Source organism: Streptomyces sp. HUAS 15-9, from assembly GCF_025642155.1.
Taxonomy (GTDB): domain Bacteria; phylum Actinomycetota; class Actinomycetes; order Streptomycetales; family Streptomycetaceae; genus Streptomyces.
The window spans coordinates 3,563,892-3,588,402 of the sequence record NZ_CP106798.1; the positions used below are offsets into that span (position 1 = coordinate 3,563,892).

The window sequence follows — 24,511 nt, forward strand, 5'->3', positions numbered from 1 at the left end:
GCTCCTTCGGCCATGCGCCCTGTGGGTACCGCGCCTTCGGCTACTGCTCCTTGGCGCGGTAGCGGCGCATCTTCGCGCGTGCCCCGCACACCTGCATCGAGCACCAGCGGCCGCGGCCGGCCGGACTGCGGTCGTAGTACGCCCAGTGACAGGTCACGGCCTCGCAGGCCTTCAGCCGGTTCCAGGTGCCCGCCACCAGCGCCTCGGCGACGGCCGCGGCGACCCGGGACAGCAGCGGGGCGCCGTCGGCGGGGGCGAGGGTCGCGGAGCCGTCCCGCTCGTCGACCGCCACATACAGCGGGGCTTGAGTCAGCAGCTCGCTCAGCGGGCTGACCTCGCGGTGCGGCGGATGTCCGGCGTGGGCGAGCAGTGTCGCGCGCAGTGACTCGCGCAGTGCGCGCGCGTCGGGCAGCTCGTCCCGCGTGAGCCCGAAGCGGGCCCGGCCCTCCGGCGTGTCGAGCGAGTCGCCGCCGGTTTCGAGGTCGAGCGTGTTCACCAGGGACTCGACCAGGGCCAGGCTCCCGGGGGCGGGCGATCTCTCACTCATGGCCGTGACGCTACCTCTCACGAATTCCCTTGCGACGTTACCTCCGATGCGGGAGCATGAGGTAACGGTTACTGGTTACCCGCTTCTACAGGTAACTCAGGTGATCCGCTTTCCCTGGTCACTCGCTTCGAGGAGGAAGTCATGGCTCTCGCCAAGCTGGGCGTCGTCGTCCTGGACTGTCCCGACCCACGCGCGCTCGCCGGTTTCTACGCCGGGGTGCTCGGCGGCACCGTCGAGGACCAGGGGGAGTGGGTGGACCTCAAGGTGCCCGGCGGGCAGGCGCTGGCGTTCCAGGAGTCGCCCGGGTTCGTACCGCCGAAGTGGCCTGCGCCCGACGTCTCGCAGCAGTTCCATCTGGACCTGGTCGTGGAGGATCTGGACGCGGCGGAGAAGGGGGTGCTGGAACTGGGCGCGAAGCCGCTGGACGCGGCGGACCGCTCGCGCACGTGGCGTGTGTACGCGGACCCGGCGGGGCACCCCTTCTGTCTGTGCAGCAGCTGACGGGTACACCCCGCCCGAGTGGCCGCGCGCCGACCGGAACTCGCAGCAGTTCCATCTCGACCTCGACGCCGGGTCCACCTGGATCGACCCTGGCTCTGCCTAGGGGGGTGTCGTTCGGGGCGGGGCGGCCCGGTGCGTCCGGGCCCCCGCCCCTCGGCGATCAGCCGTCCAGTTCCGCGATGGTCGCGTTGGACGGTGCGCGCGTGGTCTGGAGGTCGCGGGCCACGTCCTCCGCCGCGCTCAGGACCCGTACCGCGTTCTGCCAGGTCAGCTTGGCGAGGTCGGGCTTGGACCAGCCGCGGTCGAGGAGTTCCGCGATCAGGTTCGGGTAGCCGGAGACATCGCTGAGGCCGTCCGGTGTGAAGGCCGTGCCGTCGTAGTCGCCACCGATGCCGAGGTGGTCGATGCCGGCGACCTCGCGCATGTGGTCGAGGTGGTCGGCGACCGTCGACACCGTGGCGACCGGACGCGGGTTGCTCTCCTCGAAGGCGCGGTGCACCTTCATCGCCTCGGCAGTGGTGGCGAGGTGATGGAAGCCATGGGCACGCATGTTCTCGTCCGCCGCGGCCGTCCAGTCGACCGCCGCCTGGAGCACGAACTTCGGTACGAACGTCACCATCGCGACACCGCCGTTGACCGGCAGCCGCTCCAGCACGTCGTCCGGAATGTTGCGCGGGTGGTCGCAGACGGCACGGGACGAGGAGTGGGAGAAGATCACCGGGGCGACGGAGGTGTCCAGCGCGTCGCGCATCGTCGTCGCCGCCACATGGGAGAGGTCGACGAGCATGCCGAGGCGGTTCATCTCCCGCACGACCTCACGGCCGAAGGACGACAGGCCGCCGACGTTCGGCGTGTCCGTCGCCGAGTCCGCCCACGCGTTGTTGTCGTTGTGGGTGAGGGTCATGTAGCGGACGCCGAGGCCGTAAAGACCGCGCAGCGTGCCCAGCGAGTTGGCGATCGAGTGGCCGCCCTCCGCGCCCATGAGCGACGCTATACGGCCCTCAGCGCGCGCGGACTCCATGTCGGCGGCGGTCAGTGCGGGCGCCAGGTCGTCCGGGTAGCGGGCGATCAACTGCCGTACGCAGTCGATCTGTTCCAGCGTCGCGGGGACCGCGTCGGGCAGGTCCGAGCGGACGTACACCGACCAGTACTGCGCCCCGACCCCGCCCTCGCGCAGCCGCGGGATGTCGGTGTGCAGGTGGGCCTTCTGGTGGGCGGCGATGTCACGGGCGTCGAGGTCGTAGCGGACCTGTTCGCGCAGCGCCCAGGGCAGGTCGTTGTGGCCGTCGACGACGGGGAACTCCCGCAGGAGTGCCCGGGCTTCCTCCGCTGAAGCCATCGCCGTCACTTCCCCGAGCCGAAGCCGAAGCCGCTCACGCCCTCGACCTTGGCGCGCAGGCGCTTGCCCTTCTCGGTCGCCTGGTCGTTCAGCTCCTGCTGGAACTCCCTCATACGGGTGAGGAGTTCCTCGTCGTGCGTGGCGAGGATGCGGGCCGCGAGCAGACCGGCGTTGCGGGCGCCGCCCACGGAGACGGTGGCGACGGGGACACCGGCCGGCATCTGCACGATCGACATCAGGGAGTCCATGCCGTCGAGGTACTTCAGCGGGACCGGGACACCGATGACCGGCAGCGGGGTGACCGAGGCGAGCATGCCGGGCAGATGGGCGGCACCGCCCGCGCCCGCGATGATCACCTTCAGGCCGCGCTCCGCCGCCTGCTCGCCGTACGCGATCATCTCGCGCGGCATGCGGTGCGCGGAGACGACGTCGACCTCGTACGCGATCTCGAACTCGTCGAGCGCCTGGGCGGCGGCCTCCATGACGGGCCAGTCGGAGTCCGACCCCATGACGATGCCTACAACTGGGCTCATTCGGTGATGGTGCCTCTCAGGTAGCCGGCAGCGTGACGGGCGCGCTCCAGCACCTCGTCCAGGTCGTCGCCGTAGGTGTTGACATGACCGACCTTACGGCCGGGCTTCACGTCCTTGCCGTACATGTGGATCTTGAGCTGGGGGTCGCGGGCCATGCAGTGCAGGTACGCGGAGTACATGTCCGGGTAGTCGCCGCCGAGGACGTTCGCCATGACCGTCCACCTGGCGCGCGGACGCGGGTCGCCCAGCGGCAGGTCGAGGACCGCGCGGACGTGGTTGGCGAACTGCGAGGTGATCGCGCCGTCCTGGGTCCAGTGGCCCGAGTTGTGCGGGCGCATCGCCAGTTCGTTGACGAGGACGCGGCCGTCGCGGGTCTCGAACAGCTCGACGGCGAGGTGACCGACGACGCCGAGTTCCTTGGCGATGGTCAGGGCCATCTCCTCGGCCTTCACGGCGAGGGCCTCGTCCAGGCCGGGGGCGGGCGCGATCACGGTGTCGCAGACGCCGTTCACCTGCTGGGACTCGACGACCGGGTAGGCGACGGCCTGGCCGTGCGGGGACCGTACGACGTTGGCGGCGAGCTCGCGGACGTAGTCGACCTTCTCCTCGGCGAGGACCGGGACGCCGGCGCGGAACGGGTCGGTGGCCTCCTCGGCCGACTCCACGACCCACACGCCCTTGCCGTCGTAGCCGCCGCGGACGGTCTTGAGGACGACGGGGAAGCCGTCGCCCTCGGCCGCGAAGCGGACGACGTCCGCGGCATCCGTCACGATCCGGTGCCGCGGGCACGGCACACCGATCGCGTCGAGCCTCGCGCGCATCACACCCTTGTCCTGGGCGTGCACGAGCGCGTCGGGGCCGGGGCGCACGGGGATGCCGTCCGCCTCCAGGGCCCGCAGATGCTCTGTGGGTACATGTTCGTGATCAAAGGTGATCACATCGCATCCCTGCGCGAACGCACGCAGCGTCTCCAGGTCGCGGTAGTCGCCGACGACGACATCGCTCACGACCTGTGCCGCGGAATCCTGAGGGGTGTCACTGAGGAGCTTGAACCTGATGCCCAACGGGATGCCCGCCTCGTGTGTCATACGAGCGAGCTGACCCCCGCCGACCATGCCGACTACCGGGAACGTCACGCCCCCAGGGTATCGGCCGTGCCGACGCGGCCGGATTGCACGCCTTCGAACAGGCTTCTTACCCTGCGTTTCGCCACCTCTTGCCCTGCTTTTCCCCGGCTCTTTCCGATCTGTGGCCGACCCGTGAGCCGGTCCACAGGAAAGCCCGGAGAGCGGCGGTTAGCATGGCTGGGTTGACCGAATCCTACGGACGGGGGCCTGCACGACCATGGAACATCGTTCCTCGGGGCTGCAACGACTCGTGCGCGAGGTGGCCAAGTTCGGCGCCGTCGGAGGCGCGGGGCTTCTTGTCAATCTCGGTGTGTTCAACCTGGTACGGCACGTCACCGACCTGCCGGTCGTCAGGGCGAGCGTCATCGCGACCGTCGTCGCGATCATCTTCAACTACATCGGTTTCCGCTACTGGACGTACCGGGACCGTGACAAGAGCGGGCGCACCAAGGAACTCACGCTGTTCCTGCTGTTCAGCGTGGTCGGCCTGGTGATCGAGAACGGCGTGCTGTACGCGGCGACGTACGGCTTCGGCTGGGACAGCCCGCTGCAGAGCAACGTCTTCAAGTTCATCGGCATCGGCGTCGCGACGCTGTTCCGCTTCTGGTCCTACCGGAGCTGGGTCTTCAAGGCGCTTCCGGCCCGTGAGGCCGTGGCCAGCGCGGAGTCGTTCCTCGATGAGGGATCCGCCGCCCGCCGCGCCACCCAGCGGGTGCCGTAGCCCTCCCGCGGGACCTGTCTATCGGACCGTCGGATGGTCCTCGTCGTGTTTCCTGAGCGGGGGCGTACGGGACAGGAACAGGCCGAAGACCGGGGGCTGGGCCTGGAGCAGCTCCAGACGGCCGCCGTCCGCCTCCGCGAGGTCGCGGGCGACGGCGAGGCCGATCCCCGTCGAGTTCCGCCCGCTGATCGTCCGCTCGAAGATACGGGCGCCGAGGTCGGCCGGCACCCCGGTGCCCTCGTCGGTGACCTCGACCACGGCTTGGTTGCCGGTGACCCGGGTGCGCAGGGCGACCGTGCCGCCGCCGTGCATGAGGGAGTTCTCGATCAGCGCCGCCAGCACCTGGGCGACGGCGCCCGGAGTGCCGACGGCCCGCAGATGCCGCTTGCCGGAGCTGACGATCGCGCGGCCCGCGCTGCGGTAGGCGGGGCGCCACTCGGCGAGCTGCTGCTGGATGACCTCGTCCAGGTCGAAGGAGACGGCGGAGCCGGTCCGCGGGTCGCGGGCGTTCGTCAGCAGCCGCTCCACGACGTCCGTCAGCCGCTCCACCTGCGTCAGCGCGACGTTCGCCTCCTCCTTCACCGTGTCCGGATCGTCGGTGAGGGTGATCTCCTCCAGCCGCATCGACAGCGCCGTGAGGGGCGTACGCAGCTGGTGGGAGGCGTCGGCCGCGAGCCGCCGCTCGGCCGTCAGCATGCGGCCGATGCGCTCGGCTGAGGAGTCGAGGACATCGGCGACCCGGTCCAGCTCGGGCACGCCGTACCGCTTGTGCCGGGGACGCGGGTCACCGGAGCCGAGGCGCTCGGCGGTCTCCGCGAGGTCGGTCAGCGGGGAGGTGAGACGGTTGGCCTGGCGTACGGCCAGCAGGACCGCGGCGATCACCGCGAGCAGCGCCACCGCACCGATGATCAGCAGCGTACGGCCCACCTCGCGCGTCACCGACGAGCGCGGCTCCTGCACGGTGACCGTCTCGCCCTCCTCGCCGGCCTGCGTGGAGTGGATGACGTCGCCCTGCGGCTTGGTGCCCACCTCGATCGGCGCGTGCCCGGGCAGGCGGATCACCGCGTACTGCTCCTTGGCGACCTGGTCGCGCAGGATCTCGGCGTTGACGTTCTCCGCGCCGAGGATCCGGCTGTCGACGATGCTGGCCAGGCGCACCGCCTCGGAGTCCACCCGTTCCTGCGCGCTGTTGCTGATGGTCCGGGTCTCGACGATCACCAGGGACACGCCGAAGACCGCGATCACCACGAGGACGACGGCAAGGGTGGACTGAATGAGACGACGACGCACGGGGCCCTCCGGGCAGTGGCTTTACGACGACCAGTGTGCCTCGGGCATCTGTGCAGCCGGGCTCGGTACAGCGCCCTGAGAGGCAGCCACCCCACCTCAGCGGCAGCGCTCAGCTCTTCTCGAAGCGGAACCCGACCCCACGCACCGTCGCGATGTACCGAGGGTTGGCCGCGTCGTCGCCGAGTTTCTTGCGCAGCCACGAGATGTGCATGTCCAGCGTCTTGGTCGAGGACCACCACGTCGTGTCCCACACCTCGCGCATCAGCTGGTCCCGGGTGACGACCCGGCCCGCGTCACGCACCAGGACCCGCAGCAGGTCGAACTCCTTGGCGGTGAGCTGGAGTTCCTCCTCGCCCATCCACGCGCGGTGCGACTCGACGTCGATCCGCACGCCGTGCGTGGCCGGCGGCTGCTGCGGCTCGGCGGCGCCGCGCCGCAGCAGGGCCCGGACACGGGCGAGCAGTTCGGCGAGCCGGAAGGGCTTGGTGACGTAGTCGTCGGCGCCCGCGTCGAGTCCGACGACGGTGTCCACCTCGTCGGCCCGCGCGGTAAGGATGAGGATGGGCACGGTGTGGCCCTCGGCACGCAGCCGGCGGGCGACCTCCAGGCCGTCCATGCCGGGCAGGCCCAGATCCAGCACGACAAGGTCGACGCCGCCCTGCATTCCGGCGTCGAGCGCGGTGGGTCCGTCCTCGCGCACCTCGACCTCGTAACCTTCCCGGCGCAGGGCGCGGGCCAGCGGCTCCGAGATGGACGCGTCGTCCTCGGCGAGCAGTACACGGGTCATGAGGTGATGGTAGTCCGCCCGCCCGTAGTGCAGGGGTGTGATCGGCTGGCCGGATTCTTACCTTGGGGCACAGTGGTACGAACCTATGGCCGAGAGGTGCGACCCTAAGAGGGACCTTCGAAATCGGGTGCGAGGTTCCTGCGACACCTGTGATCCCTGTCTCAAGTCCTTCCATATCAGGCACTGTCCTGACGTACAGTGACCTGCAACGCCTGTAGTACACCGGGGACCTTTGGCGGGCAGTTGACGCTGAAGGTCTCTTTTGTGTGCGGGCCGGTCCTCCACCGGCCTTGAAAGGAATGACCTCTGGCCGGGCTCCGTACGCATGACGCGTCATGTGGGCGTGGATCCCGGTGGTCGCCGTCCACCGCTCCGCGATCCGGAGCGGACTCCCCTCGGGCGTGGGGGTGGACGTGCCGACCCCGCCGGTGCCGGCCACTCCCCCACCGGGCGCGCAACGCTCCGCCGCGCGTCCAGACCAGCAAGGAACGACATGGCGTCCAGCCTGACGAAGGACTCGGTCCACCCGGGCACCCCCGGTTCCGAGAAGACCTTCTTCGGCCACCCCCGCGGACTGGCCACCCTCTTCATGACCGAGATGTGGGAGCGATTCTCCTACTACGGCATGAAGGCCCTCCTGACCGTCTATCTGCTCTCCGGCGGCCCCGGCGCCGGCAAGGGCAGCATGGGTGGCGGCCTGGCCATGGACGTGGCCACCACCACAGTGATCGTCTCCGTCTACTCGGCGATGGTGTACCTGCTCGCCATGCCCGGCGGCTGGCTCGGCGACCGCGTCTGGGGCCCGCGCAAGACGGTGGCCATCGCCGCCGTCACGATCATGTCCGGCCACCTCGTGCTGGCGCTGCCCGGCGGCCAGGCGCCGTTCTTCGCGGGTCTCGCGCTGGTCGCGGCCGGTTCGGGTCTGCTCAAGGCCAACATCTCCACGATGGTCGGCCACCTGTACGACGGTCCTAACGACCCGCGTCGCGACGGTGGCTTCACGATCTTCTACATGGGCATCAACGCGGGCGCCTTCTTCGCCCCGCTGGCCATCGGCACCGTCGGCCAGAAGGTCAGCTGGCACCTCGGCTTCGGCATGGCCGCGGTCGGCATGGCCATCGGCCTCGCCGCGTTCCTGATCGGCACCCGCACCCTCAGCCCCAAGAGCAACATCGTCCCCAAGCCGCTGACGGTCGAGGAGCGCACCACCTGGCTGCGCAAGGGCCTGACCTGGCTGATCGTCGCGACCGTGTTCTACGGCGTCGTCGGCGTCTCCGGCCACTTCACCCTGAACTGGGCGATGATCCCGCTGACCGTCATCGGTCTGGTCGTCCCGGCGGGCGTGCTGCTGCGCATCAAGGGGGACAAGGAACTCTCGGGCACCGAGCAGTCGAAGATGAGCGCCTACATCTGGTTCTTCGTCGCCGCCGCCGTGTTCTGGATGATCTACGACCAGGGCGCGTCCACGGTCCAGGCGTTCGGTGAGGGCAAGGCGTCCCACGACATGCTGGGCTTCGACTTCCCGACCTCCTGGTACCAGTCGCTGAACCCGCTGTTCATCATGGCGCTGGCCCCGGTGTTCGCCTGGATCTGGATGTGGCTGAACCGCCGGGACAAGGAGCCCAGCACCATCGTGAAGTTCGCGATGGGCCTGGTCCTGATCGGCGTGTCGTTCTTCTTCTTCCTGATCCCGCTGGGCATGGCGGCCAACGGCACCGCGGTCAGCCCGATGTGGCTGGTCGGCATCTACTTCATCCAGACCGTCGGTGAGCTGTGCCTGTCCCCGGTCGGCCTGTCGGTGACGACGAAGATGGCGCCGGCCAAGTACGCCAGCCAGATGATGGGCGTGTGGTTCCTCGCGGTCACCGCGGGCGACTCCATCACCAGCCTGCTGTCCAACCCGGCCATAGCCGGGATCGACCTGAGCGGCAAGGGCGCCGTCTTCGGGGAGGCGGCCCTCGCGGCCCTCGCCGGATTCGCGGTGTGGATGTACCGCCGGAAGGTCAAGACGCTGATGGGCGACGTGCACTGACGCACCGCCCCGCCAACGGCGAGGGCCGCCGCACATGATGTGCGGCGGCCCTCGCCGTTGTGCGCGTCGGCCGTCAGGAAGGTTTGAGGAGCCACGAATCCGCAGGTCAGCGGGTGTTCCTCCGGGGCATGAACGTGAACACCGCCGCGCCCAGCAGGATCGCCGTACCCGCCACCAGACCGAGGGCCTTCAGGGCGCCGTGGTCGCCCGAACCCGTCTCGGCCAGGCCACCGCTGCCGCTGCTCCCGCCCGACGACGAACCGCCGGACGACGACGTGCCGCCCGAGGCGCCGTTCGCCTGCTGCGAGGTGTCCAGCGTGAGGGAGACCTCCGACTTGACCGGCGTACAGGTCGTGGTCGTACCCAGGGCCTTGATGGTCAGGACACCCGGGGACAGGGTCGAGGAGCCGCTCGCCCCCGGCTTGTAGGTGCCCGTCAGATCGGGGATCTCGATCGGGTCGCCGGACTTGATGGCGGAGGAGTTCGTCGGGCCCTCCACATGCACCGTGCCCTTGTCCGCGCCGCCCAGGACCACCTCCATCGACGGCTTCACGGAGTCCTTCGGGATGTCGGCCGGGCTGTTCATCACCGACTTCTTGAACTGCACGGTGAGGTCGAAACTCCCGCCGTTCTTCTTGGCGTTGATCTGCACCGGCGAGGTCGCGTTCTTGTCGCCGATGGGCGTCTTGCAGGCGTAGGGGACCTGGACCTCCTTGCCGGTGAAGTCGGTCTGTCCGGTGCCGTCGCTCGGACTCGCCGAGGCCGAGGCGGTGGCGCTGGCGCTGCTCGACGGGGTGGGCGTGGCCGACTGCGAGGTCGAGGTCGTCGGCCCCGGTGTCGTACTCGACGAACCGCCGCCGCCCGCCGTCACCTCGATGGTCGCCGCCTTCTGCACCGTCTCCTTCGGTGTGCACTTGGTGTCGGTCGACATGGCGTTGACGGTGTACGCGTCCGGCGTCAGCGTCACCTCACCGGGTGCCGTCAGCTTCAGGGTGCCCTTCATGTCGGACAGCACCATGGCCGCGCCCTTGGGGATCGCCGGGTTCTGCCGCGGCCCCTGCATCGCGATGTCGGAGGTCTGGGCGCCGGCCGCCTTGAGGACGCCGGACGGCTGGACCGAGTTGGCGGGCAGGTCGATGATGTCGGGGTTCTTGGACGCGGCCTGTACGAACTTCCACACCACGTCGACGGTGTCGCCGACCTTCGCGGTGGCCGGTGCGGTGATCTCGACCTTGGTGGTGCCGTCGACGGGGTCGATGCCCGCGGGCGGCACGCAGTGCGTCGCGAACGACACCTCGGCGGCCTGGGCGGGCGTCGCGGCCATGCCCAGCAGGACCGCCGCCGAGCAGAGCAAAAGTGCAGCGCCGGCCGCTGTCACCCTCCGTTCATTCATCGTGCCGCTCCGTTGATGTGACGAGTGGTGCGGTTGCGGCGTGCTGCGCGAGAGCCAAGCCAGCACAACAACCTCCAATCCTTGGGGAAACCGGGCTGGTTCCAACCCGGCTGGTGTTGATCGCGTGAGACTTGATCGCTCGCTGAGCGGACGAGCGGCGTGAGCCAGGAATCCCTCTCGCTCGCGAGAGGGAGGGAGGGTTCAAGTGGGTCCCTTCGTGGTCGCCGTGCCCGGATCGGAATCCGGGGTGAACCACGGCAGCGTCGAGATCGTGGAGGGCGTCTGTGCAGGCGCCCTCCCTCTCGGCAGCCGCAGAAAGAATCGGGGCCCGGCGTGCCGTACGCCCCCCGCCCCGCGCGGCCGTACCCGGTCCACCACCGCCATCCCGACGCGGAACACCGCGGCCGGTACGACGAGACAGACCAGGATCCAGAAGAGGGTCACGCCCCAGGGCCGCCCCACGCCCCACGGCTGCTCGGCGAGGACCTTGCCGCCGTATTCGAGGGAGACGGTGTAGTCGCCGTGCGCCCCGGCCGCGAGTTCGACGGGCAGTCTGATCCGAGCCTTCTTGCCGGGCCCGAGGGTGCCCCGCCACTGCTGCTCTTCCCACTGCGGGGCAAACACGCCGTGCGAGGTGCCGACCTGGAAGACGGGGTTCTTGACGGTGGAGGAGCCGACGTTGCCGACGGTGAGGACCAGCGTGCGCGACGGCGGTGCGCCGAACCAGGTCAGCAGCCCGCCGGCTCCCTCGAGCCGGGTGTCGGTGAGGATCGACAGGCGGCCGCCGGACGGCTCGGCGGGCAGCGGCTCGACGGCGTGCCCGGCGACCTGGAGGACGGCGTCCGCGTCGGCCTTCGCCCCGGTCACGGTGGCCACGTGCACCACGCACGGGCACGGCACCGGCGGCTCGGCGACCGGCAGCTTCTTGCCGAAACCGCCCTTGGCGTCGGTGGTGACGGCCCTGCCGTCGCCGTTGGCGCAGGAGTTGGTGCCGCCGATCACGCCGCGGGACGGGGTGGCCTGGCCGCAGATCAGCATCATCAGCAGCGTGTGCGGCCGCCAGCCGCTGCCGCTGACGGTGACCGAACCGCCCGTTCCCGCCTGGGAGTCGGAGAGCTCGACGCTCGGTCCGTCCGCCGCCGTCGCCGCGCCCGCGAGCGGCAGCAGGAGCAGCGCGAGCACCGCCACCAGCACCGGAATCCGCACTCTCCCGCTCACGTCAGCACCCCCGTCGACTCGGCTTCCACGCACGGCGGTTGTGCCTCGCTGCCGGTCGTACGACGCCTGCGCCGCCGTACGACGCATGCCGTGGCCGCTCCGGCCGCCAGGGCCGCCCCCGTCGCCACGCCGCCCCAGGGCACGCACCGCACCGACGTGCTCGCCGAGTCCCGCGCCCCGCCCGACGCGGTCACCGTCAGCCGTACGTCGACCGCGTCCAGCGCCGGCCGGTCGGGCCACGGCTCGTCGAGCCGCAGGCGCCGACCCGGGGGCAGCCGGACGGGCAGGGTGCGCGGGGCGCGTTCCAGGACCGGTCCGAACACCCCGTCCACGCGCACCGCGAGTCTCGGTACGAGGACCGTCGTACCGCGGTTGACCAGCTCGTACGTGATGCGCTCGGCGTGCACGGCCAGGTGCTCGACGGTCAGCGCGGACAGGGCGGGACCAGCGACGCACAGACGGACCGGGACGGTCGCCGTGCGGCCGTCGGTGTCCCGCGCCGTGATCGTGCCCGCCCGGTCGCCGGGCGCGGCGCCCGCCGGGACGGCCACCGTGAAGGGGACGTCGGCCCGGGTGCGGGCGGGGACGCTCAGCCGCGCCCGGGCGAAGGTGACCCGGACGCCGGTACCGCTCAGCCGTACCGTGACCGGCCGTGCGCCGCGGTTGGTCACGGACACCGTGTCCTGCTGGACCGTCCCGGGCGCGCCCTCGGTGTAGAAGGACGGGCGTCCGCCGCCCGAGGGCGCGACGGACCAGCCGCCCGCCGCCCCGGCCGGGGCGGCGGCGAGCAGGGGCAGGAGAGCCAGCGCTGCGAGGGCGGGCACGAGGGACGGACGCGGGACACGGGCGGCGGACGGCATCGGCGGCTCCAGCGGTCGGACCCGGGAGGCAAGCGGTCGGACCAGGCGGTTCAAGCGGTCGGATCCGGGAGGTCAAGCGGTCGGACCCGGGGGTTCAGCGGCGTACGGCCTGATTCCGCCGTGTCAGCCACAGCGCGCCCGCCGCCCCGGCGAGGAGAACGGTGCCGCCGAGCGTGCCGAGGGCGACGACCGAGTCCTCGGGGCCGGTCTTCGGGAGCTGGCCGCCGGAGTCGGTGCCGCTGTTGGACGTCGTGGAGGAGGAGCCGGAGGAGCCGCCTGCCGCGGTGACGTCCAGGGTCAGGGACGGCTTGGGGCTGTTGGCCGGCGTGCAGGTCGTCGTCGTACCGAGCGCCTTGATGGTGAGCACACCCGCGGTGAAGGTGACCTTGCCGGTCTTCTTCGGTGTGTAGGTGCCGCTCAAGTCATTGATCTTGATGGGGGTGTTGGCCGGGATCGCGCTCTGGTTGGCCGGGCCCGACACGGACAGCGTGCCGCTGTCGGCACCGCCCAGCACGATGGTGGCGCTCGGGTTCATCGCGCCCTTGCCCAGCTCGACCGGGCTGGAGGAGACGCCCTTCTGCCAGGACATGGTGATCCTGTAGCCGCTGCCGCTCTTGACGCCCTTGATGTCGATGGGCGAGACGGCGCTCTTGTCGCCGATGGGCGTCTTGCACTGGTAGTTGACGTCGACGACCTCGGCGTGGGCCGCGGGGGCGGCCAGCAGCACCGCCGACCCGGCCAGCGCCGCGGCGGACACGAGCGCGGCGGTTCGTTTCGGGTACGACACGGTCCACCCCATTCCTGACGGTACATCAGATCGGCCGTCAAGGTACGCCCGGGGCCTTGAGGAGGGAAGACAAGGCGCACGCCGGAGTTGTGACGATCCGGCGTGCGCGGGAGGGGGCTCGAGTGGAGAGAGTGGCCGCGAGGAACGGGGTCAGGCCGGTGCGCCCAGCTCGGCCCACACCGTCTTGCCGGACACGCCCGGGGTGCGGACGACCCCCCAGTCCAGGCACAGCCGCTGCACGATGAACATCCCGTGGCCGCCGGGGCGGCCGGCGCGGTGCGGGGTACGGGGGGCCGGCTGGCCGGTGCCGCGGTCGGTGACCTCGATGCGGATCACCTTGTCGTCGCAGGCGAGGAACAGCTCCTCCGGGCCCTCGGCGTGCAGACAGGCGTTGGTGACCAGCTCGGAGACGACGAGCAGGACGTCCTCGGCGGCGGCCCGCCGGTCGGCGCCGACGGCGGGCAGCCAGCCCCACGCGTACAGCGCCTGGCGGGTGAAGTCACGGGCGAGCGGGACGACCCCGCTCTCGCCGCCCAGGCGCAGCCTGCGGACCTGACGGCCTTGGCCGTCCTGGCCGCTCCCCGGGCTCCCTGGGCCCTGACCCCGATGGCCCTGGCCGCCCTGGCGGTCCTCCGTCGGCGCGGACGGTGCGGCCGTTTCCCCCATGGACGCGCCGGCCGCCGGCGCTCCCCCCTCGGACGCCCCGGAAGCGCCACTGGGCTCCGGGCCGCGGTCGCCCGGCGAGCAGGGCCGGGTGGTGCTCATCAGCGCTTCACCTCACCGATTCACCAGTTCACGATTCACACGATTCAGAATTCTCGGTCGGTCGGTACCAGTCAGTACGCGAGTCGTACACGGGGTGTTCGCCGGTTCCGTGGCGCCCCCGGGGCCAACAGGTCCAGCTTGTCTCCTGCCCGGCGGATCCGACGGAACACCCCCTTTGCGGTGTGACCGGCGCGACCACCGGGATCGGCCACCGCGGGGGGACGGCCGCGGCGAGACTCAGCCGGCCTCGTCGGCCAGGGCCGCCTCGACGGAGTCGTGAACGGTGAAGACCGCATCCGCCCCCGTGATCTCGAACACACGGGCCACCACGGGCAGCATCCCCGCCAGGTGCACCCCACCACCGGCGGCCTCCGCCTTCAGACGGGCCCCGAGCAGCACGTTCAGGCCCGTGGAGTCGCAGAACTCGAGCCGTGAGCAGTCCACGACGAGCCGCGAGAAGCCCTTGGCGAGGAGGCCCTCGATGGGCTCGCGCAAGAGATCGGCGGTGTGGTGATCGAGCTCACCCGCCGGCGTCACGACGGCGCTGGAGCCCTCTTCCCGCACCTCCACCAGTAGCCGGCCCGACTGTGCGCTGCCGACCGTCCCGCGGTCCATGCCGTCTGTCTCCCGAGGTCGTGGCTGCTGTCTGACGTCCTGCGGATGTGCTGTCCGCACTCCGGCCGACGCCCTGCCGGCACCCGGCCGGTGCCCTCGAACATTACGCCTTCCCCGCACACTCCGACACCCGAACAACCTCTCATTATCGGTCATATCGTCCCATATCGCACTTGCCAGGGGCTCGGGGGAGCCGGTAGGGCTAGTAGGGACAAGAAACCGACACGGCCGGCTTTGGAGGCGCCGCACACCGCAGTGCACGCATGGCTTCGGCAGCCTTATGCCGAGAACGATGGAGGACACCCATGTCACCCCGGCTCGACGCATCGCACACCTGGACCGCGACGTCGACACCCCCACCGGAACAGCTGGATCCCATCGACGGGCTCCCCGAGATCCCCCCGTTCGACGAGGTCGGGCCGGTGGACGCACGGGCCCTGTCCAAGACCCTCTTCGAGCGGCTCGAGTCGCTGGAGGAAGGCACGCACGAATACGCGTACGTGCGCAACACGCTGGTCGAACTCAACCTCGCGCTGGTCAAGTTCGCCGCCTCCCGCTTCCGCTCCCGCAGCGAGCCGATGGAGGACATCATCCAGGTCGGCACCATCGGCCTGATCAAGGCGATCGACCGCTTCGAGCTGTGCCGCGGCGTCGAGTTCCCGACCTTCGCGATGCCGACCATCATCGGTGAGATCAAGCGGTTCTTCCGGGACACCTCGTGGTCCGTGCGCGTCCCGCGCCGGCTGCAGGAGCTGCGGATCGACCTGGCCAAGGCCGGCGACGAGCTGGCCCAGCGGCTGGACCGCGCCCCGACGGTCACGGAACTCGCCCAGCGCCTGGGCCTCTCGAACGACGAGGTGCTCGAGGGCATGGCGGCCTCCAACGCCTACACCGCCTCCTCGCTGGACGCCCAGCCCGAGGAGGACGACTCCGAGGGCGCGCTCGCAGACCGCATCGGCTACGAGGACCACGGGCTCGAAGGCATCGAGTACGTCGAGTCGCTGAAGCCGCTGATCGCCGAACTCCCCTCCCGGGACCGGCAGATCCTCTCCCTGCGCTTCGTCGCGGGCATGACCCAGTCGGAGATCGGCGACGAGCTCGGTATCTCGCAGATGCACGTGTCACGGCTGCTCTCCCGGACGCTGGTGCGCCTGCGCAGGGGACTGACGGTCGAGGAGTGAGCCTCTCCCCCCACACACATCGAGCGGTCCGGCCTGGTGCCGGGCCGCTTCGCTTTTCGGACGACGGCACCGCGCTGACCGGAGGACTCACAGCACTCTCACCGGTTACCCGGAGAAACGTCTTTCCCTCAAGCCCCCTCTCCACCACTATGGGCCCCCAAACTGGCCGGTACGGCAAGACAGGGTGTTCGGCCGCACCAGCTGCTAGGAGGCGCAGGGATGGCTCAGGGGGACCGGGCCGACGACCGGGACGAGAGCGCGGGGGTACCGGACGCTCGGCTGACCGAGCTGCTGCGCGCCCGGACCGCGGCCGCGTACCCGGCGTTGCGGGAGATCCGTCGGCGCCACCACGACGCGGTCCTCGGCTACGCCCGGCTGTGCGCGTCGAGCGATTCGTCGGCACGGCAGCTGGCGGCGCAGACCTTCACCACCCTGGCGCGCGAGACCGCACGCGGGGTGGAGCCGCAGGTGCCGCTGCGCCATCAGCTCCTACTGCTGACCTGCCGGTCGGCCGCGTCCTGGGCCGGTGACGAGCGCTCGGCGGGCCTGGACCCCGGCCTCCTCCTGGTCCTGAACACGACCGCCGCCCCGAACGGCCCGACCCCTGCCCTGCTGGCGCCCTTCCGCGCCCTCCCCTCCCGCACCCAGGGCCTGATCTGGTACGGGGTCGTGGAACAGGAAGCCGAGGAGAGCACCGCCGCCCTGCTCGGCCTGACCCGCGAGGACGTGCGGTACGGCATCCCGCAGGCGCTCCAGGCCATGGCCCAGGCCTGTCTCAAGCACCGGCTGGCCGCCTCCGACGACCCGCAGTGCGGGGACTTCCGCCGGCTGATCGAGGAGTCGGTACGGCCGGACACTCCCCGCTACAGCTCCGATCTGCACACCCACATGGCGCACTGCGCCCACTGCACGGCGGCGTACGAGGACCTCACCGCCCTGCGCGACGCCCCGCGGGCGGCACTGGCGGAGGGACTACTGCCCTGGGCCGGGACGGCGTACGCGCGCACTGCCGCGCCGGCCGCCGAAGCGGACGGGCCGCAGGAGGAACCGCAGGAGAAGCGGAGCCGGCCGCCGACCCGGCGCGTGGTCCTCACCTCGGTCGCGCTGGGCGTGGCCATGGCACCGCTGCTGGTCTTCGCGCTGGCGCAGTCCGGCTCGCACGGCCGGCGTCCGACGGCGACCACCCTGCCGCCCTCGAGCCCGCCGGTGACGGTGACTGCGACGGTCTCCGCACCGTCCCCGTCACCGACCAGCAAGTCCCCCTCGCCGACAAAGACTTCACACCCCCCGAAGACCCCGTCCGCCACACCGAAGCCGCGGCCCAAACCGAAGCCGAAGCCCACTCCGTCCCCCACCCCGTCGGCTCCGGGCAGCGCCTACGCCGAAGTGGTGAACGTCGCCACCGGCCGCTGTCTGGACGTCCGGGACGGCGACTTCGAGAACGGCACGGACGTCGTCACGGTCCGCTGCGACGGCACCTCCTCGCAGCGCTGGCGCGTCGACACCGACCGCCAGGTCGTCCAGTCGGCCGGCGACCCCGACTTCTGCCTGGACAGCCGGGGTGACGTCGACCGGGGCGTCGGCATCTGGGGGTGCGACTCGGTCTACGGCCGCAACGGCGACAACCTGCGCTTCACCGTCGACTCCGACGGCGTCATCCGCCCGGCGATCGCCGTCGAGACGGCGGTCACGCCGGACAGGGGTTACGGAGTGTCGCTGGACTGGCTGAGCGGGGACGCGGATCAGCGGTGGCGGGCCGGAGCCCGCTGAAATCCTCGGGTGCGAGGGCCTGCTCTCCTGTCTCCGGTCAGACCACGCGCACGCCCCGCTGCCACACACCGCTGACGAGGGGCACGCCCGGCCGGTAGGCCAGGTGCACATGGCTCGGCGCGTCCAGCAGGGTCAGGTCGGCGTACGCGCCCGGGGCGAGGCGGCCGATGTCGTCACGGCGCAGGGCCGCGGCCCCGCCCGCCGTCGCCGACCACACCGCCTCGTCCGGGGTCATCCTCATGTCCCGTACCGCCAGTGCGATGCAGAAGGGCACCGAGGAGGTGAAGGACGAGCCCGGGTTGCAGTCCGTCGAGAGCGCCACCGTGACACCGGCGTCCAGGAGGCGGCGGGCGTCGGGCCACTCGGCGCGGGTGGAGAACTCGGCGCCGGGGAGCAGCGTGGCGACCGTGCGGCCGCTCGCCAGGGCGTCGACGTCCGCGTCCGTGAGGTGGGTGCAGTGGTCGGCGCTGGCCGCGTCCAGTTCGACGGCGAGCTGGACGCCCGGGCCGTAGGAGAGCTGGTTGGCGTGGATGCGGGGCGTGAGGCCCTTGGCCAGGCCCGCGGTGAGGATCGTCCTGGCCTGGTCGCCGTCGAAGGCGCCCTTCTCGCAGAAGACGTCGATCCAGCGGGCGTGCGGGGCGCAGGCGTCGAGCATCTCGCCGGTGACCAGGGCGACGTAGGCGGCCGGGTCCTCGGCGTGGTCGGGCGGGACGATGTGGGCGCCGAGGTAGGTGACCTCGTCGGTGTGCGCGGAGGCGATGCGCAGGGCGCGGGACTCGTCGGCGACCGTCAGGCCGTAGCCGGACTTCGTCTCGAACGTGGTCGTGCCCTGGCGCAGGGCCTCGGCGAGATAGCGGGTGAGGTTCGCCTCCAGTTCCTCGTCGGTCGCGGCACGGGTGGCCGCGACGGTCGTCCGGATGCCGCCCGCGCTGTAGGCCCGCCCGGACATGCGGGCGTTGAACTCCTGCGTCCGGTCGCCCGCGAAGACCAGGTGGGAGTGGGAGTCGACGAAGCCCGGCAGCACCGCCCGGCCGCCGGCGTCGACCCGGTTGTCAGTGGCGGGTGCTTTGCTGGATTCACCGGTCCACACGACACGGTCGCCGTCGATGACGACGGCCGCGTCCTGGACCAGACCGAGAGGGGAGCCTCCCCCACTCTCGAATTTACTCGAGCGGGGGGACCCCCACCCGAGGGATGGATCGTTGGTGACCAGCGTGGCGATGTTCGTGATGGCGGTGCTGCTGCTCATGGTGTCCTCAGGGATGACGGTGGGATTCAGCCGCGCAGGGCTTCGACGGCCGCTGCCAGAGCTGACGGCACATCCGGTACGAGGGTGTGGGCGCCGTCGCGTACGACATGGCGGCCGCCGACCAGTGTGTGCCGCACGTCCGCGGCGGAGGCGGCGAATACGGCTGTCTCCGCGCCGAGTCGCGGCAGCGTCCCCGTTGTCCTGACCGAGTCGAGGGAGATCGTCGTCAGGTCGGCGAGCGCACCGGCCTCGATGGTGCCTGCCTCGTCCCAGCCCAGGGCCGCATGACCGTCCGGCGAAGCCGCGCGCAGCAGTGCCGCGGCCGTCCAGTGGCCCCGGGAGCGGGTGCGCAGCCGCTCGTTCAGCTCCATCGCGCGTGCCTCTTCGAGCAGGTCGATGACCGCGTGGCTGTCGGAGCCGAGGCAGAGGGGGGAGCCCGCGCGCTGGAGTGCCACGGCGGGGCCGATGCCGTCGGCCAGGTCGCGTTCCGTCGTGGGGCACATGCAGGTGCCCGTGCCGGAGCCGCCGAGCAGGGCGATGTCCTCGTCGGTGAGGTGGGTGTTGTGGACACCGGTGGTGCGCGGGCCGAGGACTCCGTGGTCGGCGAGGAGCCGGGTGGGGGTGCAGCCGTGGGCCTCCTGGCAGGCGTCGTTCTCGGCGGTCTGTTCGGACAGGTGCACATGGAGCGGGGCCCGCCGCTCCTCGGCCCACCGCGCCACCGTGGCCAGCTCCCGCGCGGGCACGGCCCGTACGGAGTGGATGGCCGCCCCGATCCGTGCGTGATCCCGTTCCTTGAGAACTGAACAGCGTTCGGCCCAGGCCTCCGCGCTGCCGTCGGAGAAGCGCGACTGGTGGGTGTCGGGCGGCTGTCCGAAGCCGGAGGACAGATAGGCGGTGTCGAGGAGGGTGATACGGATACCGGCTTCGGCGGCGGCCGCGACGAGCGCCTCACCCATGGCGTTGGGGTCGGCGTAGGGAGTGCCGCCCGGGGCGTGGTGCACGTAGTGGAACTCGCCGACCGCCGTGACACCCGCGAGCGCCATCTCCGCGTACACGGCGCGGGCGAGGGCGTGGTACGTCTCCGGGGTCAGCCGGTCGGCGACCGAGTACATGACCTCGCGCCAGGTCCAGAAGGTGCCGGAACCGACCTGGACGGTGCCGCGCAGCGCCCGGTGGAAGGCGTGGCTGTGGGCGTTGGCCAGCCCGGGGAGGGTGAGACCGCGCAGGAGCTCGGCGCCGGGCGGCGGGGTGGGCACGCCGGTACGGACGGCGATGATACGGCCGTCCGCCACCTCGACCGCCACGCCCGGCTCGACCAGCGTGCCGAGCCAGGCGTGTTCCAGCCAATAGGTCCGTGTGGTCACCTGCAAGCCAGCCCTTCCAGTACGTCGGCGAGAGCGCTCACCCCGGCCTCGCAGTCGTCCTCGGCCGCGAACTCGGCCGGGGAGTGCGAGACGCCGGTGGGGTTGCGTACGAACAGCATGGCGGTCGGGACGAGCCCGGAGAGGATTCCGGCGTCGTGTCCGGCGCCGGTGCCCAGGACGGGCACCTTGAGGTCGGTGTCCTTGCCGAGGATGCGGCCCAGTTCGTCACGCAGGGCGTGGTCGAACTCGACGACCGGAGTGAAGGACTCGCGGACGACGTCGAGGTCGACGCCGTGCGCGGTGGCGTACTCGCGGGCCGCCTTCTCCACACCCGTGACGACGGTGTCGAGGGTCTCCTGGTCGGCGGCGCGGGAGTCCAGCCAGCCGCGCACCAGGGAGGGGATGGCGTTGACGCCGTTCGGCTCGACGGCGATCTTGCCGAAGGTGGCGACGGCACCGGCGAGTTCGGCCTCGCGGCGGGCGGCGAGGACCGTCTCGGCGTACGACAGCATCGGGTCGCGCCGGTCGACGAGCCGGGTGGTGCCGGCGTGGTTGGCCTCGCCGCGGAAGTCGAAGCGCCAGCGGCCGTGCGGCCAGATGGCACTGGCGATGCCGACCCGGTCGCCGCTCAGGTCCAGGGCCCGGCCCTGCTCTACGTGGAGTTCGACGAAGGCGCCGATGCGGGCGAGCCGCTCCGGGTCCGGTCCGATGGCGTCGGGGTCGTATCCGGCGGCCTCCATCGCCCGGGGCAGCGTGATGCCGTCGCCGTCGGTCAGCCGGTGCGCCTGCTCGACGGTGAGCTGTCCCGCGGTGAGCCGTGATCCGACGCAGGCGAGCCCGAAGCGGGCGCCCTCCTCGTCGCCGAAGTTGACGATGGCCAGGGGCTTGTCGAAGCGCACGGCCCTGGCGCGGAGTTCGTCGAGGGCGGCGAAGGAGGACACGACACCGAGGGGCCCGTCGAAGGCCCCGCCGTCGGGCACGGAGTCCAGGTGCGACCCGGTGACGACGGCGTCACCCGCGGCGGGGTCGCCGAGCCAGGCCCACTGGTTGCCGTTGCGGTCGGCCTCGTAGGCGAGCCCGCGTGTCTCGGCCTGCGCCTTGAACCACTCCCGGCACTCGGCGTCGGCACCGGTCCAGGCGTAGCGGCGGTAGCCGCCGGAGGCGGAGCTGCGGCCGATCGGCAGCAGCTCCGCCCACATGCTGTGGAAGGTCACGCCTGGTCACCCTCGCGCATGGGCACCCGCACACCGCGCTCGGCGGCCACCGACTCCGCGATGTCGTACCCGGCGTCCACGTGCCGGATGACACCCATGCCCGGGTCGTTGGTGAGGACGCGGCGGATCTTCTCGCCGCCGAGCTTGGTGCCGTCGGCGACGGTCACCTGGCCGGCGTGGATGGAGCGGCCCATGCCGACGCCGCCGCCGTGGTGGATGGAGACCCAGGAGGCGCCGGAGGCCACGTTGACCATGGCGTTGAGCAGCGGCCAGTCGGCGATCGCGTCGGAGCCGTCGAGCATGGCCTCGGTCTCGCGGTACGGGGAGGCGACGGAGCCACAGTCGAGGTGGTCGCGGCCGATGGCGAGGGGGGCCGCCAGTTCGCCGGAGGCGACCATGTCGTTGAAGCGCTCGCCTGCCTTGTCGCGCTCGCCGTAGCCGAGCCAGCAGATACGGGCGGGCAGGCCCTGGAAGTGGACGCGCTCGCCGGCCATCTTGATCCAGCGGTGCAGGGACTCGTTCTCGGGGAAGAGCTCCAGGATCGCCTTGTCGGTCTTGGCGATGTCCGAGGCCTCGCCGGACAGGGCTGCCCAGCGGAAGGGGCCCTTGCCCTCGCAGAAGAGGGGGCGGATGTAGGCGGGGACGAAGCCGGGGAAGGCGAACGCCCGGTCGTAGCCGGCCAGCTGGGCCTCGCCGCGGATGGAGTTGCCGTAGTCGAAGACCTCGGCGCCGGCGTCCATGAAGCCGACCATCGCCTCGACGTGCTTGGCCATGGACTCACGGGCGCGGGTGGTGAAGCCGGCCGGGTCCTTGGCGGCGGCGGAGGCCATGTCGTCGAAGTCGACGCCGACCGGGAGGTACGACAGCGGGTCGTGGGCGGAGGTCTGGTCGGTGACGATGTCGATGGGGGCGTTCATGGCCAGCAGCTGCGGGACCAGTTCGGCCGCGTTGCCGAGGACGCCGATGGACAGCGGGCGGCGGGCGTCGCGGGCCTCGGTGGCCAGCTGGAGGGCGTGGTCCAGGCTGTCGGCCTTCACATCCAGGTAGCGGTGCTCGATGCGCCGCTCGATGGCGCGCGGGTCGCAGTCGATGCAGATCGCGACGCCGTCGTTCATCGTCACGGCGAGCGGCTGGGCGCCGCCCATGCCGCCGAGGCCGGCGGTCAGGGTGATCGTGCCGGCGAGGGTGCCGTCGAACTTCTTCGCGGCGACGGCGGCGAAGGTCTCGTAGGTGCCCTGGAGGATGCCCTGGGTGCCGATGTAGATCCAGGAGCCGGCGGTCATCTGGCCGTACATGGTCAGGCCGAGGGCCTCCAGACGGCGGAACTCCTCCCAGTTGGCCCAGTCGCCGACCAGGTTGGAGTTGGCGATCAGGACGCGCGGGGCCCATTCGTGGGTCTGCATGACGCCGACCGGGCGGCCGGACTGGACCAGCATGGTCTCGTCCTGCTTGAGGGTGCGCAGCGTGCGGACCATGGCGTCGAAGGAGCGCCAGTCGCGGGCGGCCTTGCCGGTGCCGCCGTAGACGACGAGCTTGTCGGGGTGTTCGGCGACCTCGGGGTCGAGGTTGTTCTGGAGCATCCGCAGGGCGGCCTCCTGCTGCCATCCCAGGGCGCTCAGTTCCGTACCGCGCGGCGCTCGTACGGGGCGGGGTCCTGACATGGTCTGCCTCCTAGCGGATTGCTCCCAGTGGATTGTTACTGTGTCTATTCACATCCTGGCGCTCTGAATAGAACTAGTCAATACATCGGCGTGCGGGCATCTGCGCGTCGCGGGTGTTTGGCTGGATGCATGGGTGCGGACAGCGGCAGGGCGGGGGGCGTCATGGGCGGCGGTGACGCCGGGTACGAGGGCGACGGGTACGGGGACGACGCGGAGCGGGTCGCCCGGCGCGACGAGGCGGTGCGGGCCGCCGTGGAGCGGGGACTGGTCGGGCCCTCGGCACCCGTCGCCGGGCTGCTGGACGTCACCGGGATCCGGGAGTCGGCGGCGGCGCTGCGGGCGGCGTTCGACGCGGTGGTGGCACCGGGGACGCCGGTGCTGCACGCCTTCGCGGTGAAGGCGACCCCGCTGGTACCGGTGCTGCGGCTGCTGGACCAGGAGGGTGTGGGCGCGGAGGTGGCCAGTCCGGGCGAGCTGGCGCTGGCCCGGGCCGCCGGGATCCCGCCGGCCCGCACCGTCCTCGACTCGCCCGCCAAGACCCGGGCCGAACTGCGCGAGGCGCTGGCGCTGGGGATCGCCGTCAACGCGGACAGCCCGCAGGAACTGGACCGCATCGACGCGCTGATGCGGTCGGCCCCCAGCCGCTCCCCGCTGGGAATCCGGGTGAATCCGCAGGTCGGCGGTGGTTCGATCGAGGCGACCTCGACGGCGACGGCGACCTCGAAGTTCGGGGTGGCACTGCGCGACGAGGGGGCCCGGGAGTGGGTCGTGGGGGCGTACGCGGACCGTCCGTGGCTGACCCGGCTGCATGCGCACACCGGCTCGCAGGGCATTCCGCTGGCGCTCATGGCGCAGGGCGTGGCGGAGACGTACGCGCTCGCCGAGGAGATCAACGCGCGCGTGGGGCGGCGGCAGATCGACACGCTCGACATCGGGGGCGGGCTGCCGGTGAACTTCGAGTCGGACGCGACGACACCGACGTATGCGGAGTACGCGCGGCTGCTGGGCGAGGCGGTGCCGGGGCTGTTCGACGGGCGGTACGGGCTGGTGACCGAGTTCGGCCGGTCGCTGCTGGCCAAGCACGGGACCGTGGTGGCACGGGTGGAGTACACCAAGAGCGCCGGCGGACGACGGGTCGCGGTGACGCACGCGGGTGTGCAGGTGGCGACGCGGACGGTGTACGTGCCGGGGGCGTGGCCGCTCAGGATCGCCGCGTACGACGCGAAGGGGCGCCCCAAGCCCGGGCCCGAGGTGGTGCAGGACGTCGCGGGTCCCGCCTGTTTCTCGGGCGACCTGCTCGCCGAGGGGCGCGCCCTGCCACCGCTGGAGCCGGGCGACTACGCGGCGGCGCTGGACACGGGCGCGTACTACTTCGCCCACCACTACGCGTACAACTCCCTCGTCCGGCCCGGGATCCACGGCTTCGTGCCCGACGGGTCGGGCGGCGTGGCCTTCGCGACGGTGCGCGAGCCGCAGACGCTCGATCAGATCGTGGCCGATTCGGGAGGGGCGCACGCATCCGCCCTCACCACCCTCGGGGCAGCCGGAAGCCGTTGA

General features: G+C 71.3%; 22 protein-coding genes. 6 read left to right on the forward strand and 16 right to left on the reverse strand.

Going from position 1 to position 24,511, the window contains the following annotated elements; translation table 11 throughout:
* Positions 1-40 precede the first annotated feature (40 nt).
* Complete coding sequence (locus N8I87_RS16260; RefSeq protein WP_263209495.1) at positions 41-547, reverse strand: CGNR zinc finger domain-containing protein; 507 nt, start codon at positions 545-547, stop codon at positions 41-43.
* Between the two features lie 141 nt (positions 548-688).
* Between N8I87_RS16260 and N8I87_RS16265 the strand changes: the two genes are divergently transcribed.
* Positions 689-1,048 carry a VOC family protein gene (locus tag N8I87_RS16265; RefSeq protein ID WP_263209496.1) on the forward strand — a complete coding sequence of 120 codons (360 nt, stop codon included), beginning with the start codon at positions 689-691 and terminating at the stop codon, positions 1,046-1,048.
* A 160-nt stretch (positions 1,049-1,208) separates the two neighbouring features.
* Here the strand turns inward: N8I87_RS16265 and N8I87_RS16275 are convergent, their stop codons facing one another.
* The 3 genes from N8I87_RS16275 to N8I87_RS16285 are packed head-to-tail and all read right to left on the reverse strand — an operon-like array spanning position 1,209 to position 4,056.
* Positions 1,209-2,387, reverse strand: coding sequence for a dipeptidase (locus N8I87_RS16275; protein WP_263209498.1), 1,179 nt, complete (start codon positions 2,385-2,387; stop codon positions 1,209-1,211).
* A 5-nt stretch (positions 2,388-2,392) separates the two neighbouring features.
* Positions 2,393-2,920 carry a 5-(carboxyamino)imidazole ribonucleotide mutase gene (gene purE, locus N8I87_RS16280; RefSeq protein ID WP_263209500.1) on the reverse strand — a complete coding sequence of 176 codons (528 nt, stop codon included), beginning with the start codon at positions 2,918-2,920 and terminating at the stop codon, positions 2,393-2,395.
* Entirely contained in the window at positions 2,917-4,056 is a 1,140-nt protein-coding gene (locus tag N8I87_RS16285; protein WP_263209502.1) for a 5-(carboxyamino)imidazole ribonucleotide synthase, read from the reverse strand. The genes purE and N8I87_RS16285 overlap by 4 nt, the downstream gene beginning before the upstream one ends.
* A 208-nt stretch (positions 4,057-4,264) precedes the next feature.
* Between N8I87_RS16285 and N8I87_RS16290 the strand changes: the two genes are divergently transcribed.
* Positions 4,265-4,768: a GtrA family protein gene (locus N8I87_RS16290; RefSeq protein WP_263209504.1), complete on the forward strand. Its 504-nt coding sequence runs from the start codon at positions 4,265-4,267 to the stop codon at positions 4,766-4,768.
* Positions 4,769-4,786: 18 nt separating this feature from the next.
* On the opposite strand, the gene N8I87_RS16295 is transcribed toward N8I87_RS16290, so the two are convergent.
* A complete protein-coding gene (locus tag N8I87_RS16295; protein ID WP_263209506.1) occupies positions 4,787-6,058 on the reverse strand; it encodes a sensor histidine kinase in 1,272 nt (423 codons plus the stop codon).
* Between the two features lie 109 nt (positions 6,059-6,167).
* Positions 6,168-6,845, reverse strand: a complete 678-nt coding sequence (locus N8I87_RS16300) for a response regulator transcription factor (protein WP_235457590.1) — start codon at positions 6,843-6,845, stop codon at positions 6,168-6,170.
* 493 nt (positions 6,846-7,338) lie between these two features.
* Between N8I87_RS16300 and N8I87_RS16305 the strand changes: the two genes are divergently transcribed.
* Positions 7,339-8,877 carry a peptide MFS transporter gene (locus N8I87_RS16305; RefSeq protein WP_263209510.1) on the forward strand — a complete coding sequence of 513 codons (1,539 nt, stop codon included), beginning with the start codon at positions 7,339-7,341 and terminating at the stop codon, positions 8,875-8,877.
* 106 nt (positions 8,878-8,983) lie between these two features.
* Here N8I87_RS16305 and N8I87_RS16310 read toward each other — a convergent pair whose 3' ends face one another.
* The 6 genes from N8I87_RS16310 to N8I87_RS16335 all read right to left on the reverse strand — a co-directional run bounded on the left by N8I87_RS16310 (position 8,984) and on the right by N8I87_RS16335 (position 14,515).
* Positions 8,984-10,270 carry a hypothetical protein gene (locus tag N8I87_RS16310; RefSeq protein WP_263209512.1) on the reverse strand — a complete coding sequence of 429 codons (1,287 nt, stop codon included), beginning with the start codon at positions 10,268-10,270 and terminating at the stop codon, positions 8,984-8,986.
* Positions 10,271-10,471: 201 nt separating this feature from the next.
* The gene (locus tag N8I87_RS16315) at positions 10,472-11,488 is read right to left on the reverse strand and encodes a hypothetical protein (protein ID WP_263209514.1); all 1,017 of its coding nucleotides are present in this window, start codon (positions 11,486-11,488) and stop codon (positions 10,472-10,474) included.
* A complete protein-coding gene (locus tag N8I87_RS16320) occupies positions 11,485-12,348 on the reverse strand; it encodes a hypothetical protein (protein ID WP_263209516.1) in 864 nt (287 codons plus the stop codon). The genes N8I87_RS16315 and N8I87_RS16320 overlap by 4 nt, the downstream gene beginning before the upstream one ends.
* Before the next feature lie 94 nt (positions 12,349-12,442).
* The gene (locus N8I87_RS16325) at positions 12,443-13,135 is read right to left on the reverse strand and encodes an LPXTG cell wall anchor domain-containing protein (RefSeq protein WP_263209517.1); all 693 of its coding nucleotides are present in this window, start codon (positions 13,133-13,135) and stop codon (positions 12,443-12,445) included.
* Between the two features lie 150 nt (positions 13,136-13,285).
* Positions 13,286-13,900 carry an ATP-binding protein gene (locus tag N8I87_RS16330; RefSeq protein WP_263209519.1) on the reverse strand — a complete coding sequence of 205 codons (615 nt, stop codon included), beginning with the start codon at positions 13,898-13,900 and terminating at the stop codon, positions 13,286-13,288.
* 237 nt (positions 13,901-14,137) lie between these two features.
* Positions 14,138-14,515, reverse strand: a complete 378-nt coding sequence (locus tag N8I87_RS16335) for an STAS domain-containing protein (protein ID WP_263209521.1) — start codon at positions 14,513-14,515, stop codon at positions 14,138-14,140.
* A 305-nt stretch (positions 14,516-14,820) separates the two neighbouring features.
* Here N8I87_RS16335 and N8I87_RS16340 point away from each other — a divergent pair, with 305 nt between their 5' ends.
* Entirely contained in the window at positions 14,821-15,696 is an 876-nt protein-coding gene (locus tag N8I87_RS16340; protein WP_263209523.1) for an RNA polymerase sigma factor SigF, read from the forward strand.
* A gap of 219 nt (positions 15,697-15,915) precedes the next feature.
* A complete protein-coding gene (locus N8I87_RS16345) occupies positions 15,916-17,466 on the forward strand; it encodes an RICIN domain-containing protein (RefSeq protein ID WP_263209525.1) in 1,551 nt (516 codons plus the stop codon).
* A gap of 37 nt (positions 17,467-17,503) precedes the next feature.
* On the opposite strand, the gene hutI is transcribed toward N8I87_RS16345, so the two are convergent.
* Genes hutI through hutU form a run of 4 tightly spaced genes read right to left on the reverse strand, consistent with a single transcriptional unit; the run spans position 17,504 to position 22,954 of the window.
* Complete coding sequence (hutI, locus tag N8I87_RS16350) at positions 17,504-18,715, reverse strand: imidazolonepropionase (protein WP_263209527.1); 1,212 nt, start codon at positions 18,713-18,715, stop codon at positions 17,504-17,506.
* 26 nt (positions 18,716-18,741) lie between these two features.
* On the reverse strand, positions 18,742-20,079 hold the full coding sequence (locus N8I87_RS16355) for a formimidoylglutamate deiminase (RefSeq protein WP_263209528.1): 1,338 nt from the start codon (positions 20,077-20,079) through the stop codon (positions 18,742-18,744).
* A complete protein-coding gene (locus N8I87_RS16360; RefSeq protein WP_263209529.1) occupies positions 20,076-21,293 on the reverse strand; it encodes an allantoate amidohydrolase in 1,218 nt (405 codons plus the stop codon). The genes N8I87_RS16355 and N8I87_RS16360 overlap by 4 nt, the downstream gene beginning before the upstream one ends.
* Positions 21,290-22,954 carry a urocanate hydratase gene (gene hutU / locus N8I87_RS16365; protein ID WP_263209531.1) on the reverse strand — a complete coding sequence of 555 codons (1,665 nt, stop codon included), beginning with the start codon at positions 22,952-22,954 and terminating at the stop codon, positions 21,290-21,292. The genes N8I87_RS16360 and hutU overlap by 4 nt, the downstream gene beginning before the upstream one ends.
* Before the next feature lie 162 nt (positions 22,955-23,116).
* On the opposite strand from hutU, the gene N8I87_RS16370 reads away from it, so the two are divergent.
* Entirely contained in the window at positions 23,117-24,511 is a 1,395-nt protein-coding gene (locus N8I87_RS16370) for a type III PLP-dependent enzyme domain-containing protein (protein ID WP_263216503.1), read from the forward strand.

Coding starts and splice junctions, on each gene's coding strand:
- N8I87_RS16370 (WP_263216503.1), top strand. CDS start 23,117: ATGGGCGGCGGTGACGCCGGGTACGAGGGCGACGGGTACGGGGACGAC.
- N8I87_RS16300 (WP_235457590.1), bottom strand. CDS start 6,845: ATGACCCGTGTACTGCTCGCCGAGGACGACGCGTCCATCTCGGAGCCG.
- N8I87_RS16310 (WP_263209512.1), bottom strand. CDS start 10,270: ATGAATGAACGGAGGGTGACAGCGGCCGGCGCTGCACTTTTGCTCTGC.
- N8I87_RS16260 (WP_263209495.1), bottom strand. CDS start 547: ATGAGTGAGAGATCGCCCGCCCCCGGGAGCCTGGCCCTGGTCGAGTCC.
- purE (WP_263209500.1), bottom strand. CDS start 2,920: ATGAGCCCAGTTGTAGGCATCGTCATGGGGTCGGACTCCGACTGGCCC.
- N8I87_RS16320 (WP_263209516.1), bottom strand. CDS start 12,348: ATGCCGTCCGCCGCCCGTGTCCCGCGTCCGTCCCTCGTGCCCGCCCTC.
- N8I87_RS16345 (WP_263209525.1), top strand. CDS start 15,916: ATGGCTCAGGGGGACCGGGCCGACGACCGGGACGAGAGCGCGGGGGTA.
- N8I87_RS16335 (WP_263209521.1), bottom strand. CDS start 14,515: ATGGACCGCGGGACGGTCGGCAGCGCACAGTCGGGCCGGCTACTGGTG.
- N8I87_RS16340 (WP_263209523.1), top strand. CDS start 14,821: ATGTCACCCCGGCTCGACGCATCGCACACCTGGACCGCGACGTCGACA.
- N8I87_RS16290 (WP_263209504.1), top strand. CDS start 4,265: ATGGAACATCGTTCCTCGGGGCTGCAACGACTCGTGCGCGAGGTGGCC.
- N8I87_RS16275 (WP_263209498.1), bottom strand. CDS start 2,387: ATGGCTTCAGCGGAGGAAGCCCGGGCACTCCTGCGGGAGTTCCCCGTC.
- N8I87_RS16330 (WP_263209519.1), bottom strand. CDS start 13,900: ATGAGCACCACCCGGCCCTGCTCGCCGGGCGACCGCGGCCCGGAGCCC.
- N8I87_RS16305 (WP_263209510.1), top strand. CDS start 7,339: ATGGCGTCCAGCCTGACGAAGGACTCGGTCCACCCGGGCACCCCCGGT.
- hutU (WP_263209531.1), bottom strand. CDS start 22,954: ATGTCAGGACCCCGCCCCGTACGAGCGCCGCGCGGTACGGAACTGAGC.
- N8I87_RS16265 (WP_263209496.1), top strand. CDS start 689: ATGGCTCTCGCCAAGCTGGGCGTCGTCGTCCTGGACTGTCCCGACCCA.
- hutI (WP_263209527.1), bottom strand. CDS start 18,715: ATGAGCAGCAGCACCGCCATCACGAACATCGCCACGCTGGTCACCAAC.